Source organism: Rubripirellula obstinata, assembly GCF_001642955.1.
Taxonomy (GTDB): Bacteria; Planctomycetota; Planctomycetia; order Pirellulales; family Pirellulaceae; genus Rubripirellula; species Rubripirellula obstinata.
In genome coordinates this window covers 1-20872 of sequence record NZ_LWSK01000100.1, presented here as the reverse complement: position 1 = coordinate 20872, position 20872 = coordinate 1, and the positions used below count along the sequence as shown (strand labels likewise).

The window sequence follows — 20872 nt, the reverse complement described above, 5'->3', positions numbered from 1 at the left end:
GTTTCGCGGCTACGCCGCGAAACCGAGCAAGAGAATTAATGAGATATAACGCTGCCATCCGGGGATTTACATCCCCGGCAGAGAGCTTCCGTCCCGCCGGGACTATTCACCAGCGTTATGATCGCGGATCGATCAACGACAATTTGCATTTATTTGTTCGACTTCCCTCCGGGATGAGTGACGACACGAATCCGGCAGTAATTAATACGACGTCCGCTGCGAAATGCGACACTTATTACCCGCACGTTCCTAACACGTGTTTTCCCGGACCAAAACCCTTCACGGCGTTGGATCCCACCTCTCCCGCCCCTCGGGAGAGGTCGAGCCAAAGCGAGGGAGAGGGCTCGGCAACGCTCGCCCCCATCCCGGCCACTGAAAGGTCCGACCTCACGTGAGCCGCGACGCGTGAGCGGCCGGGCCTACCGCATTGCCCGAGGCCTTACGGCCAGCGGCTCACCATTGCCTTTCGAGTATTGATTTAATCGACAAGCCGTGAAATTTCGACCTCACCCGCTGCGCGGCGGAGGTAATTGGTTGCGTTCACCGAGAAGTGTCGAACAATCGATCAAAAACCTATCCAAAATGGATCACGCTTGGGCGTAAAGACGTCCCAGGGGTGTCAGGTTTCCGCGGGTGTCAAATAGGGCTGAATTGCCCAGTGCTTTGTGGTTTGGTTGACCGGAAAACCATGCGTATCGGGCAATGTAGGGGGATGCGTTGAGAGCCGGAATCACGTTTTGCATGAACCTGGCTATCTTTTGTGGCGAGTGCTTATTCTGTTTTAGAGTTTTGGCTTTCCAGTCTGCGACAGCAAACTCGGTGATCCAAACTGGCCGACGGAAAGTACGGGCGACTTTCTCCATCCGCCGCACCAACGCCTGTGGATTGAGACCGCCGTAGGAGTGTGCGCCGATGTAATCAACGCGGAGATCCCGACGCTGGACACCCTTCATAAAATCCAACATCCACTCACGATCCGGGTGGGCACAGGATGGACTCACCAACGGAACATTCAAATCCATCAACAACGGCCACAAATCCAAAGCCTGATCGACGGTCATGTTGCTTTGATCTTTCTTATCAGGCTCGTTAAATCCCAACAGATATTTAACTTGGTCTTTCTTGACCAGCGCCGCAATCTTTTCAAGCCTCGCCTTTACTTTTTCTTTTTTGCCACCGCCCCAAACCATCGGGCAGAACTCGATGTCTTCGGGTAACCCCTCGGGCAGAACGCTGCCCCAGGTGTAGAGCCAATCTGGTTTCAAAGCTTTGGTGTACTCAAGCCAAGGTGAGTTTTCGCGTGCAACAAAGCAGCACCCTTTCTTTGATGCGGTTTTTCGACGGCTAGGTGCGGCATGGGCTACGCCGGTGATGGCGAGACCAAGGGCGGATGCTTGTAGAAAATGGCGTCGTGAAACGTTGGCATACTGCATGAGTTGGATCCATCACAATTTGAAAACTCTGTCGGCAGAGTTAACGTTGGCATGTTGTCGGAGTGCTTTAGATACCAGTCAGCTTGCTCAAACACGTTATCACAGAAGCAACACGAATAACTAAGCAACGAGCGGGGAATTCGTATTGTCTTTCGTTCCGCGAAAGTAGCGAATCCGCTGCTTTCGCCGAGCGAAAGGCGACTATGAAAAGTCGCACGTTCCTAACAGGATAGACACGACACCAGTCTCAATCAAATAGATCAATCAGATATCATCGGCTTAACTTTTTTCTGCCTCGCTAATCCCGAGTCCGTTCCATCACATCTTCGAGGAAGTAATTCAACTCGGCGGTGTCATCGGCGTGCAGAATGTTGTAGGCGTGCGCGGCGCTGCGGGCGTGGTAAAGTTGTTCTCGCAGATTGACGTCGCGTGTGATCGCGGTTGCGAATGCAGCCAACACTTCCAGGTGACGGCTTCGCTCGGATTCGGGTGTGGCCAACAACAGCACCGCATGAACAGGCCGATTGTCGGGCGCTTTCAGATCCAAACCTTCGGTACTAATTCCAAGCACGCCTTTGACCTCTTCGCCTTCTTTCAAAATCGTGTGCGGAATCATTAGGCCTTCGCCCATGCAGGTGGTCACTTCTGCTTCACGTTCCATCACCATCTCAACAAACTGTTTTTGTGGAACCGGCAACTTTGTGGTTGCATACAAATGATTGGCAAGCGATTTGATCACCTCTTCTCGTGAATTGCCTTTCAGGTCGACCACAATTCTTTGCTCTTGCAAAAAGTCGAGCAGCCTTGGCCGATCCTTGTGATCTTCGCCAACACGAGTCAGGGCGATTCGTGCTGCGCTTGGCCCAAGCAATTGATTGATCGCGAGCGCCGCCAAACCCACGGTCGTCACAATTTCCTGGACACCTTGAAGGTGTGGCTCAGATTGAACCAACAAAATTAATCCCACCGCCACGCCGCCGTGTGGCAAAAGTGCGAGCCCAAAGTAGTTGCGAACACGACTCGGCACACCCGCCACGCCCAACGCCGTAAACGCACTCAAATACTTGCCGCTAAGTCGTGCAAAAAAGTACAGAACGACTAGCGAAAAAGCGGCAGGAACTTGGCTGAAGTCCAATCGCATCCCCGCCAATGTGAAGAACAATGCAAACAGAACGCCACCAATGTTGTGCAAGTACGCCTCGGCACTGCGGACCGTTTCATGCCTCAAATTGGTGACCGTGATGCCCGCGAAGGAACAGGCAAGAATCCCCGAAACTCCGAAACCGACGGCGGCTCCCCAAGACCCCAAAATCACAGCCACCATCAGCGGACCTAAGAACGCGGGCCCTGCGATCGTTCGATTCAGCACCAATGCCAAGGAGGCACAGGAAGCTCCGATGACAAAGCTGGTTCCGACTTGAAACCCAACGTACCCGAGCGCCTCGAAAAAATTGTTGTCAACGTGCAAGAATGAAGACACAAACACAAACATGCCAACGGCGACCATGTCAATCAACGCGACCGCTGCGATCAGCGTGGACGTCAAGATACCGCGTGCGCGTGCTTCCTGAACAACCAATACGGTCGTCCCCGGTGCTCCGGCGATCGCGATGGCTGCCAACAAAATCGCGGGCCTCATCTCCATTCCACCGACGTAAATCAACAACAAACCGACAACGATTGGCGTCACGATCGCTTCGCCCAACAACAGCAGCGACAATCGTTTCCCCGCGTTACGCAGGTTGGCAAAGTAAAGTGCCGCGCCGACGGTGAAGGCAATGTAGCCCAGCACAAAATTCATGAACGGCGTAAAACGCTGCAGCGCTTCGCCATCGAGTCCAGGCAACGACATCGCCCGCAGCAGAATCCCGGTACCAATCCAACCGGTCACCTTTGGTAAACGCAGCAGCCCACAGATCTCACCGCCGACGATCCCGCAAACCAGCACCATTGCCAGGTTCAGTAGCGGATCATCAAAACGAACGGTTTCAAGAAAGCTCATGAATCTTGACCAAGACCAAGTATCTGACGGATCGTCGATTCCAAGATGGCGGTTCCGCCGAACTTCATCCCCAAAGCTTCGATTTTTGAAGTATCCATGGTCCGCTTCGCTTCTTTTGGCTGGCCCGAAATGACACTTGAACTGCCGGAAACAGCTTTCGCGATCTGGGCGACCTCGAAGTGGCTGATCATTCGATCGGTGCAGTTGAAAGTCTCGCCGCGAACAGGCTGATCGGTCTGAAGCAGCAAATCGATCGCCGCGGCGACGTCCGAAACATGCACTGACTTGCTTCCACCGGTAGCCTGAACATCCTTCCCAGCGGCAACATCCGAGATCATGTCATACCACTTCGAGTCCTCGATGGGTTCAGCGGCACCGTAGATCGATGTTGGACGAAGCGTGCAACAAGAAAGCATGCCTGAGAATCCGTAGGTGTGAACCAACGTTTCAACGGATGCTTTGTAAGCACCATAGAAACTGGATGGCCAAAGGGGATGCTTCTCATCAAGCGGTCGATCTTCGGCCACGCGATCGTGAACCGCGCCGGTGGAAACAAAGATGAATCGATCGACGCCATGTTGAAATGCGGCTTCGAGCAATTTCAAGCTGCCAATGATATTCGTTTCCAGGTAAGCGACCGGATCACCTTCGCCGCCAACAAAACTGCTGCCGGGTTGATACAGACCAGCATGAACAATCGCATCGCAATCCTTCACAAGCGCCTGCGTCGCCCGATCATCGCCAAGCCGTCCCTGGATCCATTGAATGGAATCGTCGGTTTTGATGGCGTCAATGTCGCGACACCACGCCGCCACCTGATGCCCTTGACCGAGTAAACGATGGGTGGCGTGTTTCCCAAGAAATCCAGTTGCGCCGGTAATGCCGATTTTCATTGCCCAATTCTAACCCAATTTGTTTGCAGAGAAGACGTGTTCACGTTCGGCGAGTGCTGCGGACCGATAAGACAGTTATTGTTGAGTCAATCGATCACGGATGAACGTTTGAAACCCAGTTAATGAAATCCAGTACCAAAAAACGATCGCAGCCGAATCGCCGCGAATCAATCAAAACCGGCGCTGCAATTGCCGCCGCAACCGCTGGCGTTGCGCTCTCTGGCGAGGCAAAAGCCGATTTTGCACCGATTCGTTCGCTGCCAGTGATCGCTGGCCGAGCAAGATCTTACGAGAGCGACCACAAAAAGCGAGCCATCGCCGATTATGTCGCCAACATGAAACCGTTTGGCGGATCCCTGTCACGTCACGGCCGTCATCTGCTGTCGCAAAACCCGCGTTTTCATTCGCCCTTTGATTTCGACATCTTGATCATTGGTTCAGGGTACGGCGCATCGGTTTGCGCCGCGAGATTGGCGGCGGCAAAAAAACCGGACACACGATTAGGGATGATTGAGCGCGGACGTGAATACGTTCCCGGTACGTTCACGGATCGGTTTCGCGATGCGACCAAGGAATCTCGGTTCAAATTGTTGGGACGCAATAAGAATACCGTTGATAACCCAGTGGGCTTGGTCAACGCGATGCAAAACGATGAAGTCAATGTCTTGTCGGGCAGCGGGCTGGGCGGTTCTTCACTAATCAACGCCAGCATCGCGATTCGTCCTGAGTCGGCCGTGTTTGAACAGTCGTGTTGGCCAACCGCCTTGCAAAACCCGCTTGCCCTGGATCCTTTTTACGGACGTTCGGCTTGGGAATTGGGTGCGGAGTTTGAACCGATTGATCAATCGCCCAAAGCAAAGGCACAACGATTGGCTGCTAGCCGAATGGGGAAATTTGGAGCTCGGTTCGAATCGGCAGCACTAACGATCACTCGCGGAGCGGCCGGTGATGGACCGATCATTAATCGGCAAGGCCAGCGACAACGTGGATGCACCGATTGCGGCGATTGCACGGCAGGTTGCAATATTGGTGCAAAGAACACCTTGGCGATGAACTACTTACCGATGGCCAGGTCTTGCGGCGCAGAAATGTACACGCACACCGAAGTCATTCGAGTCGAAAAGATTGGCGAGGGATATCGAATCCACTTCAAAACCTATCTGCCAGGACGTGGAAAAGATTTCAAGGCGGTCTGCGGCAGTGTGACCAGCCGAATGGTAATCGTCGGAGCGGGCAGCATCGGCAGCAACGAAATTTTGCTGCGAAGCCAAGGGTACGGCATGGAGTTGTCATCACAACTTGGCTGCAAATGGACCATGAACGGTGACGCGTTGGGGTTTGTTCGTAAGAGTGAATTTTTAACCAACATTGCCGGCACCAGTGCCTACGACACAAAAGGTTGCCGACCAGGCCCGACCATTCAAACAAATCTAACGTTTCCCAATCGTCCGAACTTGAAAGACCGAACACTCATTCAAGACGGAACGGTATCCAGGTCATACGCAAACATTTTGGGTTTGCTGATGCAAGACATGGACCTGGACCAAACGCTGGTCATGCTGGGCATGGGACACGACGGCGCTGACGGACGCATCGTGCTCCGCAAAGACGGTCTTGGCAGCGTCAAGTGGCCTGGACTGATGAAAAGTCCTTACCGCAAACTGATCCGGTCTGACTTTGCCAAAGTTGCCGAAGGACATGGCGGCAAATACAAGTACCTAAAGATTTTTGGCGACAACTTCATCACGGTTCATCCGCTCGGCGGATGCAGCATGGCTGACTCGCCTGATCGCGGCGTTGTCGATGATCGCGGCCGAGTGTTCGATATCAATCCGCAATACTCATTCGCCCCCGGATCGACGACGTCAACGCCTGTCCACAATGGACTGTATGTCGCAGATGGTTCAGTCATTCCAACATCGATCGGCTGCAATCCGTTGCTAACAATCTCAGCGCTCGCCGAACGCATCGCCGACGGCATTGTGGCTGAACCAGGCTTCACCGATTTGTTTGCCTAGGAACTGCCCCTAAATAACTTTCCGTTTTCCCAATTCGAACGCGTAACCGAGGGATCTTGTCTAACGCGAAAATCCCTCGCTAATGCGTTCGGGTTGGGATAAACTCCCAACCTCTTCTGGGAAGTACGATCAAAGCGCACTTTCGCGGAGCCGAAGGCGACTATGATTCTTCGCTCATTCTTTAGCTGACTAGATTTCCGAACAGGGCAGCCTCTTCGCCTTGTTCTTCGGCGTCATCGAAAAGCTTGCTTTCTTTTGTGGCCTTTGAAGCCAACGACAGTGCCTGTGCTTTCCGAAGCTCGATTAGCTCGCTGCGGATTTGGTTGAACTCGTCAGCCATTTCTGTCCAATAATCGTCGTCGCGAAAATTGAGCGGACGGTCGGACTCGTTTGCAACCAATCGTTGCATCTCTCTTCGCAAACGAAAAACAGGTCCAGCAAATCGGTTGGTTTGCCGAAGCATGTCGTAGGCGATCATCGGAGCCATCAATAACAAACCGGGCAACCAATAGATTGATTCTGCAAAGCATCCAAAGATTGCTTCACCCACGCTGATATCTTGCCGCGACATACATTCGGCGAAAATCAAAATCACGATAAAGTACAGAGCACAGGCGACGCTGTAGAACCCTGCCCTCTTCAACAGAGCGCCCTGAACTTTCTCATCGATCAGCAGTTGCTGACGCACGAAGACTGGTTTGGCATTCTGGCTCACGATCCAAACGCTCCCGAGATTGCATCGGAGGATTCTTTGAAGCTGCCATCGACGGCTGGCCCCAGCAGCAAGGCCGATCCGATCAGGGTTCCTAGGATCAATGCGATTAGAACGGCGTATTCGACAGCAGTCGCGCCGTCTTCTTCGACCAGAAAGCGAATGATCGGCTGAGTCCGTTTAAGCAATGACATGGTGTGCGGGAACGTTGCTGGAGTGCTATCCATTGATTGGCAAATCGACGCGAATCACGCGAAACCCGTCGTTACTGGAAACCTAGGACGGATCGGCAGCAAAACGAAAGAACCTCCGGCGGCGTGTGCTTGATTTCACCACATTCGTTCCGAATTTTCCGATATTGCAGGTCGAATCGCGGGACAACTCACTTTTCCGACCTGGGTTGGGCGCTGAAATCCTAACCCGCATAGGCTGTGAAGAAATGAGCAATCCCAAAACTTGTACTTTAACTTTTTCTTAAACTACAACTCTCACGGCGAAAGTTTAGGTTGAAGTTCAAGTTTACGTTTAAGAACGAGATAACTTCACGGCCTAGCAGCGTAAGCAAGGGATTGACGATATCCCTTGCTTACGCTGCAGGTTGCGAAGAATTCCCAGCTTCAAAAACTGATTCGCCCTGGGTCAAACCGCACCTCGCTGGTCGAACCCGCGGGCAGTACTCTATGTAGACCGAATTAGACCGATTCAATTTACGATCCATACCATCAAGACTTCCATGCTCGGCCCCATCTTCATCCGCGAGGCGACGGTTGCCCCCAAACGCACCAAAACTTACCTCGGTCGTTGCGTCTACGTGTTGGCATTCTTTCTGCTGCTATGCACCGGCTACCTGGTTCTTGATGGATCTCGGACCCTGACCAGCAGTTCGGACAGTGCGCGGTTTGGCGGATGGATGTTCACCTTGCTGGCCCCGCTGCAGTGGCTCGTCCTCAGCTCGTTCGCGGCCGTGGGTGCGGCTAGCAGTGTGGCTCAGGAAAAGGATCGACGAACACTGATCCTGCTTTTGCTGACTCGGCTGAGCGGCTTTGAGGTCGTCGGCGGTAAACTTGCTGCGACATTACTGTCGCCCCTTTCAATGCTGCTGGCGGGCTTGCCGTTGTTCCTAGCCCTACCGCTGCTCGGTGGTGTTTCGCCGACGCAAGTGGTTGGTGTCTTTGTCGTCACGGGCGCGTCGGTATTGCTGGCGGGAACGGTTGGAACCGTGGTCGGTATGTGGCGAGAAAAAACGTTCCAGGCGATCGCCATGACCGTGCTGATCTTGTTGATGTATGTCGGCGTTGGCGAAGCGATCGCGGCAGCATTTGGCACTTCAGAAACCTGGGCATTGGCCGCCAGCCCACTTCGCGCACTTTCCGCGGCAGCATCGCCGATGGTTGCATTGTCGTCCCAAACCGCCACAGGTATCGGTGCTTTTGTCCTGATCACGCTACTATTGTCAGCGTTGCTATTGATCATTGGCGTAGCGAAGGTGCGTGTTTGGAATCCATCACGCGAAGTTCGTTTCAAAACGCCCGAAGTTGAATCGTCTGATCAAGTCGGCGAGACATCGATCAACTGGAAGGTTCGCGAACCACGCCGAGTGTGGGACAACCCAATTCTATGGCGAGAGATTCGCACCTGGGCATACGGACGCAAGGTGGTCGTAATTCGTGTTGCCTTCGCTTTGTTGTTTGCGTTGTCGGCCGGGCTGATCTACTTTCAAATTCAGGACGGAACCGCATTCGAGCCCGGTGGACGCATCGGCCGCGCGTTGCCGGCGGTCACCTTGCCGATGACAGCACTGGGTGTGATCGGGCTGGTGTTGGTCAACGCGCTAGCCGTCAACGCAGTCACCGGCGAACGCGATGGTTTGGCAATTGATTTGTTGCTGGTGACCGATTTATCGCCGTCTGAATTTGTGTTCGGTAAATTACTGGGGGTCATGTACGTCGGCAAGGAAATGATTCTGTTGCCGCTTGTCCTGATCATTTACTTAGCGTACGCCGGAGTCGTTTCGGTTGAAAATGCCTGCTATTTGATCCTGGGCAGCCTGTTGCTGAATGTCTTTGTTGCGATGCTTGGCATTCATTCAGGACTCAATCATGTAGCATCCCGTGCGGCAACATTGGCCAGCCTGGGTACAGTGTTTTTCCTGTGCGTTGGAATCGCGATTTGCATGACGATCATGGTCAGCTTCCGTGGCGCGTTTCAGCTTCAGCTCGCGCCATTCCTGGTGATGATTCTTGGCGGTGGAGCGGCTTTGTTTGCTTCGCTTGGCTGGCGAAATCCATCGTCAGCAATTTTTATGGCATCGTTCACACTGCCGCTGATCACGTTCTATGCGATTACTCAGTTCTTGCTTCAGATTGATCATCTCTACGTGTTCTTTGCCATCACCGTTGGCTACGTCTTCACGATCGCAGCGATCATGATCCCGGCGCTAAGCGAATTTGATGTTTCGTTAGAACGAGACCGAGGTGCGGCGAGTGACCGAGCTTAGTGGATTGGTCGCGACGATGAACGGGAATTGCCCATGAGCAGTTTTGCAAGTTGGTTTTACGAAGCATGGCCGTTGGTCTTGGCGATGGGTGTTTTGATTCTGCTTAGCGCGATGTTCAGCGGCAGCGAAGCCGCATTGTTTTCGCTCAGCACACGCGACAAAAAACTGCTTCGGCGAGGTGGAATCGGAGGCAAAATTGCCACTCGCTTGCTGGCGGACCCTGAACCGTTACTTTCGGCGATTCTGTTTTGGAACCTGCTGATCAACATGACCTACTTTGCACTTGCTGCGATTCTGGGTTCACGTTTGGAGGCATCGTCGGGACATTCGGCAGCGTTCTTTTTGACCGCTTCGAGCCTGCTGGCGATTATTTTCTTCAGCGAAATGTTGCCCAAGAGTTTTGCAGTTCTTGTGCCAGTCCGTTTGTCAGTCGCGCTCGCGCCGCCGCTGGCGATGGCCGTTCGCGTGGTCAGCCCCGTGCTACCGATGGTCACCCAAGCGAATTCGGCCATCGGACGATTGTTGTGGCCATCATTTCAAGCCGAACCTGAAATTGATCTCGCTGATATCGAACGCGCCATTGAACTTGGCACCGACGACGCCGCATTGTTGCAACGCGAACGTCGGTCGCTGCGTAACTTGGTGCAAACAGCCGAAACCCGCGTCGGCGAATGGATGCGACCGCGAAGCAAGCTTTGGTTGTGTAACGAACCGATCCATCGCAAGACGATCATCGACCAACCGATGCGTAGCGGATACCTGATGGTGATGGATCCGGATGAAGAAATGATTACCAAGGCGATCGGACTAAGAACCCTTCGCCCCAGCCAGTTGGATAATCTTGATGGCGCAGCGGAGTCGGTGATTTACGTTCCCTGGTCGGCTTTGGTATCGCAGGTGCTTGATCGGTTGAAGGAAGAAGATCGATCGGTCGCGGTGGTCGTCAACGAGTTTGGTGAATTGCTGGGCGCGGTTTCGATTGACGAAATCATGCAGCAGATTCTTGCACCGCATCACGAAGAAGATTTGCGTGGCAGAGCTGCGATCACTCAATCAGGTCCGATGCAATACCGTGTTTGGGGTCTGACCAGTATTCGCAAGCTGATCAAAGAATTGGGTCTCGAAATCGATGGCGAAGGCGTCACGACGGTCGCCGGCTATGTCGGCCGGTATAACGAACGACTTGCCCGGATCGGTGACTCGGCACCGCTGGACAAATTTGTCTTAACCGTTGCCGAAGAAGACAAAGATGGTGTGTGGATCGATGTCAGTCCACAACCATCCGACGACGAGGCGGCATCATGACGATCGCCATCATTCTGTTCCTGGTTGGTTTAGCGCTGAGCGCATTTTTCAGCGGTAGCGAAACCGGGCTCTACCGGGTCTCGCGAACTCGCTTGGTTCTTGACGCGCTGAGCGGTTCACGTGGAGCACGTGGAATCATTTGGTTGCTGAATCGCCCCGAGATTTTTGTCGCGACGGCACTGGTGGGCAACAATCTTGCCAACTATCTCACCTCGTTGTCGATTGTGATGGCGGTCGGTGTGTTGTTTGGCAGCGGAAGCGCGGCTGAGTTGATTGGCCCGATCATGTTGACGCCGATTGTGTTTGTGTTTGGCGAACTGCTGCCAAAGTACTGGTTTTTCCAGGCTCCCAATCTGTTGGTCACCCGAACGCGTCCGTTCTTTTTGACCGCAGCATTGTTGTTTGCACCGATTTCATTGTTGCTAGGTTTCTTGGGCCGCATTCTGCAGAGAATCACCGGCCAGACTCCGTTCCAATTGCGATTGGCGATGGCACGCAGCGAACTCGATCAACTGTTGCGAGATGGCCATGAAGCGGGCATCTTGGCGGCGGGCCAACGAGCCGTTGCACAGAATCTGTTCGAGGTCGGAAACCAGAATGCAATCTCGTTTGGCGTCCCAGTCGAGCGATTGGCGACGGTCGCCGAACCGGTCGATATCGATCAGGCTCGGCATCAAGCACGGCGACGGAATCATCCCATCGTACTGGTCAGTCGAAAACGCCAGATCGTCGGCGCGCTTTGGTATGGCGATCTTTGCGTGCGGAATCCGGTACTCAATATGAAACCGGTCATCCGTGCCCGTGTGACCGACCGTCACTTGCGGGTCTTGTTACGTCTGTATGACGCAGGTAGTGACGTTGCAGTGTTGCAAGATGAACACGGCGAAGTGAAGTGCGTGGTCACCCGCCGCCAATTACTGCAACCGCTGATCAAGTAGCAATCAGCCCCTTTGTATCACCATCGTAGGCCGGAACAAGCGAAGCGAAGTTCCGTCAATGGCATCGCAGTGTCGTGGATTGCCGGAACTTCGCTTCGCTTGTTCCGGCCTACTTTGCTGATCGATATCAGTGGGACTTTGTGTAGCCCAAGTCGCCGAGGACTTGCAGCATTTCGTCGCAGGTTAGGTATCGGCGATGGTTTTCTAATTTGTATCGATCGATCGCTAAGGCCAATTCACGTCCGTCGTCGGACAAGCCCTGGTGAGAGTTTCCGAATTGACGACGCTCGGTCGCCGACGGTACCGAAGCCGATTCGCTTCGACGATCGGCAAACGGCTTGGCGTTTGTCGTTTCGTCTGTCTTGTTTTCAGTTGCAGTATTGGCTGAAACCACGAATCCCGTTGAGACAGCGGGTCCAGCAACAAAAGAATTTCCGATGGTCGTCATGATGTTTTCTCGTCGTGTAAGTCTTCAGGCGATCGCATGATTGGAAGTGATATAGATCCCATACACGTGCTATTGAATAAAACCTACCTTGCAAAGGTCACCGATGAGGTCAATTTCCGGACGTTGCGGCGATAGTTTTTGCTCAACCTAGGATGCCAAAAGTCCACCTGGCGCAGCTAAGAAGACTGCGATGCGAAAGGGTCGCCCTCACAATCCCGACAACTGGCAGAATCCGCGAATCATGCCGCAGCGACATTGTTACTCAGCGATATTGTTACGTAGCGATATTGCCACTCAGCGATTCAACGTGCTGACAGGATTGCGGTCAGCCGCCAATCTTTGTTGCTGTTGCTGCTCAAAAATGGTTGCCCAACGTTCTTCTTCCACCTTGGCCGGATCAATCGACAAAGCCGTTTGAACAAAAAGATCAGCGGAAACGAAATCGCCTTCATCCAAAGCCAGCATGGCCAGTTCTAGGTGCGGGGCTGCATCGCCCGGATCCTTTTGTCCAGCACGAACAAAGCTGCGTCTTGCTTCGCCAGATCGTCCCATCTTTCGCAGTGCAATTCCCTGCAACAAATCCGCTCGTGACGGCGTCTTGTCGGCTCCCATCGAATCTTCTAATTGATCAAGCGTCGCGAGCAAGCGATCGAAACGTTCTTGCGATCGATAGATATCCGCAGCTTGGATTTGCACCGCGGGAAAATCAGGTTGCAGTGCCAAGGCACGATGATAAGCACCGAGCGCTTCGTCTGCTTGGCCTGCCGCACGCAAACAGTCACCTCTCAATCGCCAGGCCTCCGGTGAATCACGTGAACCGCTCAGCGCCATTTGGCTGTGCTGATCGGCTTCGGCCAAGCGTCCTAATTCCAGATACATCTCACCCAATCGACCGACAAACCTGGGATCGCCTGCGCTCAATCGCACGGCCTGTTCCATTTGCTGTGCCGCTAGTTCTTTGTCGCCACGATTCCAATAGGATTCCGCGAGCCCCCAATGGGCACGGTCATCCGCTTGGGAAATGTCTAAGGCATCCGTGAACAGCGATTCGGCCACTTCCCAGCGACCATCATGCATCGCTTGAAAGCCTTGACCGGACAACCGCCGGGCAGCGATAGATTGGCGACTGTCACCGAACCGACGGATCGCGCGGCAACCGCACGAAGCCAACGTGACGCTCAGAAGAATCAGCAGGACGACCGATCGGAACAACAAAATCACCTAAGAGACTGTTTAAAACGTAGCTGATCCCGCCAGGGTTCAGGCCTAGATCGGGTTAATCTTGACTGAACCCTGGCGGGATCAGCTACGGGCAGCTTGCAAACAAACTGTTGGTTGGGAATAACAAATAGTGAACGCTGCTATCAAGACCGCTGGTCGGCGTGAAACTCAAATTCAACTCGCATTCGGGGCTTCATTGCCGGGATTGTAAGCCCGTTTCAGATTGCCCATGCTGTGATGAATCTTGTGGCTTCTTTCTCCTTCACCTCACCGACGCCTATCCCATGCCTGCGACCTTTGAATCACTCGGGCTGACTTTCTTGTATCCCGACAATTGGGTGATTGCAGAGCGTTCGGCTGAGGAAGGCATTGACGGAGCAACGTTTGAACTGCCCAGCGGCGGATTCTTTAGCCTTGAACGAATCGATCGCTTGGGCCCCGACCGAGTCGCGACGGCCGAGGATGGCGTCCGGGAAGAAACTCTGATTGAGTCGATCGAAAAGCTGATTGTCGCCGAATATGGCGAGGTCGAGCGGGAGGAATGGCCGCCGGAGAAGTTGGAACAAGCCGATCGGATCGTTGACCTGAACTTCTACTACCTGGACCTGCTGATCATTTCCCGGCTGATCTTCATCGGCCTAGCCGACGGCAAATTCGTGATCCAGATCCAAGCAGAAAGCCGCAGTTTCGAGGAAAACGAACTCGTCTTCGCCGCGATCATGAAACAGTTACAGGATTCGTGAACGTTCGAGACTAAATCTGATTCGGCCTCGCGTGTACTGCTCCAGCGTCATATTGTCGCTTTTAGGACGAGCAGATTGCTTCCAAACGATATTTTTGTGATGCTTAGCGGATTGTTGCCGTTTCTGATCAGACTCGGGCGTTTCCCCCACACATGCTGACCTTTCGATGCCCTTCGTGACGCGAAAAACCAATCGGCGCTACATCCTTTGGGTGCTGCTGGCGGCGTATGTATTTTTGCTGGGCGGAATTTCCGGGATTGAGCCTGCGGAAAAATCGGGTTTGTTGAACAGTGGGGAACGGTTTCCTTGTGAAAACTGTCCCTGCGGTTGTTCCACCGCCGAGTTTTGTTGGGATCAATGTTGTTGCCACAGCGATTCTGAAAAGATTGCATGGGCGGAGGCGAACGACGTCACGCCGCCCGCGTTCTTGAGTGCTCGGGTTGCGAAATCCTCCAGCATCATCGCCTCCGAACCAAAATTCGGTGATGCACCGGCCTGCAAATCTTGCTGCTGTTCTGCAAAACCTAAAAAAGTGGCCGCCCCAAAGAAGGCCAACGAAGCCAAGACGGCTGCCAAGCCTGCGACGACTTCGGTTGTGCTGTTTTGGAAAGCAGCTCAATGCCGCGGAGTGCAGTCGTTTTGGAAACTGCTTTCGATCGCAGTGGTGGTCAATGAGTCCAAGGAAACCTTGACTGCCAGGGTGCGATCGACTGGTTTGGTGCTCGCCGACGAGTCGGCTGATTCACCCGCGTATGCACCGACTCCGCCCGTCCCCTGGTCACGGGCTCTCTAGGCGACTTTCTGTTGCCGCTGCATTTTCATTGAATCGAATTTGAAACGAGGCTGAAGCTGCGCGCACTGGTGTGCGCGGAGTTGGCTATTCGATCGACGAGACTGTTTTCAAACGTAGCTGATCCCGCCAGGGTTCAGTACCTAGATCGCCTGAAACTCGACTGAAGCTCGCCTGATGTTCGCCTGAAGTTCGTCTGAACACTGGCGGTATCAGCGACGGGCAGGTCGCAGGCGCGCTCCCATACAAACACAACACCATCAATTCAGAAACAAAAATGATTTTCAAAACTCAATCAAACCTAGCTCGATGTCGCGGGACGATGCGGCGGAAAGCAAACGGCTTTACGCTGGTTGAACTGCTTGTCGTGATCGCGATCATCGGGATCCTTGTTGGACTGCTTTTGCCAGCCGTGCAAGCGGCTCGCGAAGCGACGCGGCGGATGTCGTGCAGCAACAACATGAAACAAATCGGTCTGGGGCTGCACATGCACCACGGAACGTTGAACCGTTTTCCGTCACAGCGAGATCAAACCAAAGCGCCGGTTCCACCATCGCAGCAGTCTTTCTATCGCTGGGGACCGCTGGGAATGCTGACGCCCTACTTGGAACAGTCCGCAATCTACGGAGCGATCGATCTTCAGAAACCGCTTTACATCTTCACCCCCGGACCGCCGCCAAGCGTGGTGACTCATCCGGACCTGGGAACCGAGGTTTCGTCGTTGGTCCCAACCTTTCTTTGCCCCAGCGATGTGAACGATCGGATCAGCGAAGAATGGGGTGCGGCGAATTATCACGCCAACAATGGGACCGCCCAAGATGGTGGCGTCTACGTTGATTGCGATGGCCTGTTTTACATCGACTCGCAAACGCGATTTCGCGACATACTCGATGGCGTCTCCAACACGGTCGCGTTCTGCGAAACCATTGTCGGTTCGGGGTTGGCCGACAGCACCCGCGGCGTCGCCAACATGGGTGCCGAACGAGTGACCGCGTCGGTGTGGAATGCCGGTGCACCAACAGTCGAAGATTCATGGTGCTTGGACGACGCCCGACCCGTCATCTTCAATCGCGGTGAAAAGTGGGCCGATGGTGCAGTCAACGATTCCGGCTATCACCATTTCCGAGCCCCCAACGCACTCGAAAACGATTGCTATTCACGTTCCGCCGCCATCAAGAGCGGTCGAAGCCGACACGACGGCGGTGTCATGGTCCTGGTGGCCGACGGGGCCGTCCGTTTCATCACCGACTCGATTGACCTTCAAACTTGGCGACGGCTCGGTTCAATCGCCGACCGCGAAGTGATTGAAGAGTTTTAAAGGACGGTCGCGAAACAACGTCCTGATTTCCCAACCCGAACGCGTAAGCGAGGGATTTTTTTAACGCGAGAATCCCTGGCTTGCGCGTTCGGGTTGAGGTTTGATGGGCCCAATTTCATGAAGTCATTTCGGGACATTTCTTAAAGCATTCCGAGGATTGGTGTAGGCCGGAACAAGCGAAACGCAGTTCCGGCAATCCAACACGCTACCATGCAATTGCCGGAACTGCGCTTCGCTTGTTCCGGCCTACGTTGCTTTGGTCGTTAAACGTAAATGCACGTAGGTGCCGCAAGGATGGGAGGTTTTGCAAAGCGAACGCCAAGCTTCCGGCCGGTCATCAGGAAACAGGTGAACGTCAAGAAGAATACGGTGTTCGATATAAACGCAGCCGTAGCCGAAGCAAGATACGGTTGAGAACCTGCGAGATTCCCATAGAGTGCGGCGATCAACAACGGCGATGCAAAGCCGAAATTTCGGTAGACCAATACTGTCCAACAAGCGTGGCAGCCGATTGCCAGGACGCTGGCAACTAAAACGATTCGACGAAGCCAACGACGAAACTCATCTTCGTTCGCCACCGCTGATTCGTTCACACCAAATCTTGCTTGCGTTTCTTACGGCGACTCTTGGTGATGCAATCGCTGCACATGCCTTGGATGATCATGCGGTGGCCGCTGACTCGGAAACCCATCTTCGATGCGACCTGATCGCGAAGACCGACCAATGCTTCGCTGGTGAACTCGAACAATTCTTTGCACCGCGTGCAGTACAAATGATCGTGAGCCGGGTAGCCGTAATCGAGTTCGTAAACCGTGCGCCCATCCAACTGAAAACTTTTTAGCAATCCAGCATCGACGAACTCACGCAGCGTCCGATAGACCGTCGCCGAACTGACGTAATTGTCTTCGCCTTTGGCGGGCAGCCGATCGATCAATTCGTCGGCGTCGAAATGCTCGTGCTCACTGAACACGGCGTCGATCAAGAATTTGCGTTGACTGGTTTGACGCAGCCCACGCGTTTGCAAATACTCCTCAAATCGCTCCTGAGGCGACGATGAAACGTTCAAACGTTGCAAAGGTTCAGGAGTGATTGAAGACGACATCAAATCTGCGATCGGCTTGAGGGCTTGGCAATGGACGCTTCTATTGTAGCCGATCAAACAGATCTTGCGATTGCGTCAGATTCAGCGAGCGAGCCGGAGCTGGCGATCTCGCTAAATCAAGCGAATGAATCGAGCATGCGATCGAGTGCAGCGTCAAGCTTTTCCGGTGTTTCGTAGTTACCGCTGGCGATTTCCCGCCTTAAATTGGCAACTTTGTCGAGCCGGATTTCGCCGCCACCCGCAATTGGCGACGCACTTGCCAGACGATTGACGCCTGACATTGCCGACGTGCTGCTGGTGGACGACAAATCGAGCTGATCGACGGGTGCCGCCGTGGGTTTAGCCGCTGCTTTGCCCGCTGCTGCTTCACCCGCTTTGGGGGCCTGACCAGCACGATTGGCTGGAGCTGCGTTCTGGGCAGTCGAAACTCGGTATGGACCGTAAATTTGCATCTTGTGATTGCTCCCCGTATTGGGACTGGAACCTTCATGCCGCCAAACCAATTCTCATAATCCTAAGAGAATGGTCACGACGTATGAATGGAAAAACCGCGAATGAGGTCGATCACCGATCCACGAAACATCCTGTTTCATCGGTCAGTAAACGTTTCTGTGAGTGGTGTTTGACCTCAGCGCCGCGATCCTTGTCCCAGGATGCAATCCGTCAGCGAAAAGAGACTTTCGAGCGCAAAGTAGACAGAAACTATGGAGAGTTATCGGCTACTTGGACGCCACGATTGAAACTAATCAGGTAATGACGGCTACTTTCCTGGGTTTTTTGGATCAATCGGACGGTACCAAAACCGTGAAACTATCTTCAAGGGCAATGACCAAACTTCTTTCGCCGATCTTTAATCAGATTCGTGGTTTTTCGATTTTGTTTTCCAACGCTCGGCAATGACCGTGTCAATCAGCAATTGACCGACATGGTAAATCAGCATCGGAAGCACGCTGACACCGCAATCGATCGCGATTTGCAATCCAACCATCAACGTTTTCTGACTGCCAGCAATGCCGCAAGCAATTTGCCCCGACCGGGGAATCCCGCATGCTTTGGCTAATCCGATCGCGATCCCCATCGCGACGAAATGAACTCCGCAAACCGATGCGATCAGCGTTATCCAGGACATGATCGTCCAAGATGAACTAGCGGCGGTTTCCCCGTCCACCGCAACCACACTCTGAGCTGCTCCCAACATCACCATCACCAAGATCCCAACTTGTGCAAACATCGACAGCGGCAATTTCCGCTGATCCGCCCAGTCTCCAATGGATGGGGCTCCAATCGAGCGTCCCGAAACGCTGATCCGACGCAGAACCTGAGCCAGCACCAAGGGCGCAACTACGATGCTAGCTAGCTTGGCGATTTGCTCGCCTGCTGAAACGTCACTCTGCCGCGCCAGCACCATCGCCAAACCAACCGGAACGACCACAAAGCAAGCCAAATTGGTCACCACCGTGGTCAAAATCGCGATCGAATCGTCTCCGTCGGCCTTTCGCGTCCAAACCGACGCCGACGCGAGCGTACACGGGACCAACGCCGCCACAAAAAGCCCACCAAACTGATCCGCCGGCAACCAAAACCACGTCGGCAACGCCAGCAGCGGCACCAATAACGTATTGCTGGCAATTGCGACGATGGCCGCCGCGGGTCGCTGCAAGCTTCTTCGGATCGCATCGGGACGCAGCGTCACGCCCATTGCCATCATGACAGCAAAGACAATTCCGCTGCGAAAATACGGCCACTGCAACGCCACTGCGATCGAATCGGCGAACTGGTAACCGACCCAAAAACAGGCGGCCAGCGCGATCAAAAACCAGTTTTTCGAGACCTTATTCCCCATGCGTGATTTGCCCAAGCGATCTATCGGCGGAATTGACCCAGATTCTATGCTCAGCTTCGATGCTCAGGCGACTCCTGATTTTAGCACGGATGCTGGAGACACTCTCGAATGCATGAACGAACCCAACGAAGCCTCGCGCGGCTGGTGTTCGTTCTCTGCTGCGCGGTGCCCACATTCTTAATTTTGACGACCATCCTAATCCAGATGTCCCCCTGGTATCACCGCCGGTGCATTGATGCCGTCCAGCAAACGATCGCTCAGCAAACCGGGTTGGTCGTCAGCATCGACGACTACCAAGTTGTCTCGCCCAGCCACACGCTTCTAAAACAGATCAAGCTAACCGATCCCGAAACCGGCCAAGAAGTCGCGACGGTTCGTCAGGTCGATTGGTCCACCGAAGACGGACGCACCGTCATCTTGCTGCAGCAACCCGAACTGCAAGCCGAGACGCTAAGCCAATCGTGGTCGCTGCTCCACGATCGTTTTCTCTGCCGCCCCGAACATCTTGGCGAATCAGCTCGGTTGGCGGCCAATGATTTAACGATCCATTCGCTTCACAGCCCGATCACGCTGCGTGACGTCGATGCTTGGATTGAACCCGATGGTGACAGCGAGGTTGGTCACCAAAGTGTTCGTGCCACCATTCATTGTTTGCTGGCTGGTTCCGCCGAATCGTCTCCGATTCAAATCACGCTGCTAAGAGATCGCAGCGAAGCAAAGCCAACAACCGAGTGGGCAATCGCAACCGGCGGCACTGCCCTGCCCTGCTCCGCGATTGCCGAATACCTGCCCGGTCATTGGTCCAATCTTGGAAACAACGCAACCTTCACCGGCACGATGGAGGGCGTCGCCGATGGCGCGGACTGGCAAATCAATCTCTCCGGTGCAACGCTTAGCAACCTTTCACTCGATCGAATCTTCCAACACCAAGCTCACCGATTCTCTGGCACGGCAACCTTAAAACTGCAGCGATGTCACTTGCACCCCAGCCAAAAAACCGTCGATGTGTCAGGTTCGATTCACGCGGTCGATGGGCTGATTGGTCGATCATTGTTGCAAAGCACGAACCAGTTTTTGGGTTTCGCGATCAACCAATTACCACCAGGCCATGAAGACGTCGCCTACGACTGCATGGCGATGCGGTTCAGCCTGAACGGACCACGGATGCGATTGGACGGAATTTGTCGCCAAGAAATCGGCTACAAAGACGCTCCGATCGGTGTCGTCATGGGCGTCGGCGGAATACCGATCGCACAAACGCCCAGCCTGGATCTGCAAGCCGTTCGGTTAATGTCAGTACTCGCGCCATCGCACAGCGAAATGGTGCCGGTGTCGCAGCAAAACCAAGCCCTGCTGAATCTGTTAATCCCACCCAAACGCCCCATCCCCGACATGAGCGACCGCCCACCGGCCCCCGCACGCATCTCCGGCGTCGGCCAATACCAAGGCGGCCCGCTGACCGGCGAGCGGAGGTAAGTCATCGTCGCCTTTCGCTGCTATGAGGGAATCTTAGTCAAGGTGAAATTCGGGTTTTCTTTGGAAGTTCCGATTTGCATCGCAAGCTGCTATTCGATCGTACGAGGGGTAGCCCGCAGATCATTCAACAAAG

Annotated in this window: 19 protein-coding genes; 8 read left to right on the top strand and 11 right to left on the bottom strand. The window is 54.0% G+C overall.

Annotated elements, in window-relative coordinates; genetic code table 11:
• Positions 1 to 587: 587 nt before the first annotated feature.
• From RC85_RS19490 to RC85_RS19480, 3 genes are all read right to left on the bottom strand, one after another.
• Positions 588 to 1433 (bottom strand): glycosyl hydrolase, encoded by an 846-nt coding sequence (locus tag RC85_RS19490; protein WP_068265884.1) that lies wholly within the window; start codon positions 1431 to 1433, stop codon positions 588 to 590.
• Between the two features lie 298 nt (positions 1434 to 1731).
• A complete protein-coding gene (locus tag RC85_RS19485) occupies positions 1732 to 3435 on the bottom strand; it encodes a PTS sugar transporter subunit IIA (RefSeq protein WP_068265883.1) in 1704 nt (567 codons plus the stop codon).
• Positions 3432 to 4328: an NAD-dependent epimerase/dehydratase family protein gene (locus RC85_RS19480; protein ID WP_068265882.1), complete on the bottom strand. Its 897-nt coding sequence runs from the start codon at positions 4326 to 4328 to the stop codon at positions 3432 to 3434. Before RC85_RS19480 ends, RC85_RS19485 begins: the two co-directional genes overlap by 4 nt.
• 122 nt (positions 4329 to 4450) lie before the next feature.
• Between RC85_RS19480 and RC85_RS19475 the strand changes: the two genes are divergently transcribed.
• Positions 4451 to 6346, top strand: coding sequence for a GMC family oxidoreductase N-terminal domain-containing protein (locus RC85_RS19475; protein ID WP_068265881.1), 1896 nt, complete (start codon positions 4451 to 4453; stop codon positions 6344 to 6346).
• A gap of 181 nt (positions 6347 to 6527) precedes the next feature.
• Here RC85_RS19475 and RC85_RS19470 read toward each other — a convergent pair whose 3' ends face one another.
• A complete protein-coding gene (locus tag RC85_RS19470; RefSeq protein ID WP_149752823.1) occupies positions 6528 to 7034 on the bottom strand; it encodes a hypothetical protein in 507 nt (168 codons plus the stop codon).
• 23 nt (positions 7035 to 7057) lie between these two features.
• On the bottom strand, positions 7058 to 7252 hold the full coding sequence (locus tag RC85_RS19465; RefSeq protein WP_084422854.1) for a Flp family type IVb pilin: 195 nt from the start codon (positions 7250 to 7252) through the stop codon (positions 7058 to 7060).
• Positions 7253 to 7791: 539 nt separating this feature from the next.
• On the opposite strand from RC85_RS19465, the gene RC85_RS19460 reads away from it, so the two are divergent.
• The 3 genes from RC85_RS19460 to RC85_RS19450 are packed head-to-tail and all read left to right on the top strand — an operon-like array spanning position 7792 to position 11798.
• Entirely contained in the window at positions 7792 to 9555 is a 1764-nt protein-coding gene (locus RC85_RS19460) for an ABC-2 transporter permease (RefSeq protein WP_068265877.1), read from the top strand.
• Between the two features lie 33 nt (positions 9556 to 9588).
• Positions 9589 to 10860 carry a CNNM domain-containing protein gene (locus RC85_RS19455; RefSeq protein ID WP_200836778.1) on the top strand — a complete coding sequence of 424 codons (1272 nt, stop codon included), beginning with the start codon at positions 9589 to 9591 and terminating at the stop codon, positions 10858 to 10860.
• Complete coding sequence (locus RC85_RS19450; RefSeq protein ID WP_068265875.1) at positions 10857 to 11798, top strand: CNNM domain-containing protein; 942 nt, start codon at positions 10857 to 10859, stop codon at positions 11796 to 11798. The genes RC85_RS19455 and RC85_RS19450 overlap by 4 nt, the downstream gene beginning before the upstream one ends.
• Before the next feature lie 127 nt (positions 11799 to 11925).
• On the opposite strand, the gene RC85_RS19445 is transcribed toward RC85_RS19450, so the two are convergent.
• Together RC85_RS19445 and RC85_RS19440 are read right to left on the bottom strand one after the other, a co-directional pair.
• Positions 11926 to 12246 carry a hypothetical protein gene (locus RC85_RS19445; protein WP_068265873.1) on the bottom strand — a complete coding sequence of 107 codons (321 nt, stop codon included), beginning with the start codon at positions 12244 to 12246 and terminating at the stop codon, positions 11926 to 11928.
• Between the two features lie 294 nt (positions 12247 to 12540).
• The gene (locus tag RC85_RS19440; RefSeq protein WP_235033326.1) at positions 12541 to 13467 is read right to left on the bottom strand and encodes a tetratricopeptide repeat protein; all 927 of its coding nucleotides are present in this window, start codon (positions 13465 to 13467) and stop codon (positions 12541 to 12543) included.
• Positions 13468 to 13751: 284 nt separating this feature from the next.
• Between RC85_RS19440 and RC85_RS19435 the strand changes: the two genes are divergently transcribed.
• From RC85_RS19435 to RC85_RS19425, 3 genes are all read left to right on the top strand, one after another.
• Positions 13752 to 14210, top strand: a complete 459-nt coding sequence (locus RC85_RS19435; protein WP_149752824.1) for a hypothetical protein — start codon at positions 13752 to 13754, stop codon at positions 14208 to 14210.
• A 175-nt stretch (positions 14211 to 14385) separates the two neighbouring features.
• A complete protein-coding gene (locus RC85_RS19430; RefSeq protein WP_068265869.1) occupies positions 14386 to 15003 on the top strand; it encodes a hypothetical protein in 618 nt (205 codons plus the stop codon).
• A gap of 274 nt (positions 15004 to 15277) precedes the next feature.
• Positions 15278 to 16318 (top strand): DUF1559 family PulG-like putative transporter, encoded by a 1041-nt coding sequence (locus tag RC85_RS19425; protein ID WP_068265868.1) that lies wholly within the window; start codon positions 15278 to 15280, stop codon positions 16316 to 16318.
• 263 nt (positions 16319 to 16581) lie between these two features.
• Here RC85_RS19425 and RC85_RS19420 read toward each other — a convergent pair whose 3' ends face one another.
• The 4 genes from RC85_RS19420 to RC85_RS19405 all read right to left on the bottom strand — a co-directional run bounded on the left by RC85_RS19420 (position 16582) and on the right by RC85_RS19405 (position 19263).
• Positions 16582 to 16911, bottom strand: a complete 330-nt coding sequence (locus tag RC85_RS19420; protein WP_068265864.1) for a hypothetical protein — start codon at positions 16909 to 16911, stop codon at positions 16582 to 16584.
• Positions 16908 to 17420 carry a Fur family transcriptional regulator gene (locus tag RC85_RS19415; protein ID WP_068265885.1) on the bottom strand — a complete coding sequence of 171 codons (513 nt, stop codon included), beginning with the start codon at positions 17418 to 17420 and terminating at the stop codon, positions 16908 to 16910. Before RC85_RS19415 ends, RC85_RS19420 begins: the two co-directional genes overlap by 4 nt.
• A 116-nt stretch (positions 17421 to 17536) precedes the next feature.
• Positions 17537 to 17872, bottom strand: coding sequence for a flagellar biosynthesis anti-sigma factor FlgM (locus RC85_RS19410; protein WP_068265863.1), 336 nt, complete (start codon positions 17870 to 17872; stop codon positions 17537 to 17539).
• Between the two features lie 398 nt (positions 17873 to 18270).
• Entirely contained in the window at positions 18271 to 19263 is a 993-nt protein-coding gene (locus tag RC85_RS19405) for a bile acid:sodium symporter family protein (protein ID WP_068265862.1), read from the bottom strand.
• A 108-nt stretch (positions 19264 to 19371) separates the two neighbouring features.
• Between RC85_RS19405 and RC85_RS19400 the strand changes: the two genes are divergently transcribed.
• Entirely contained in the window at positions 19372 to 20739 is a 1368-nt protein-coding gene (locus RC85_RS19400; RefSeq protein ID WP_068265861.1) for a hypothetical protein, read from the top strand.
• Positions 20740 to 20872 lie beyond the last annotated feature (133 nt).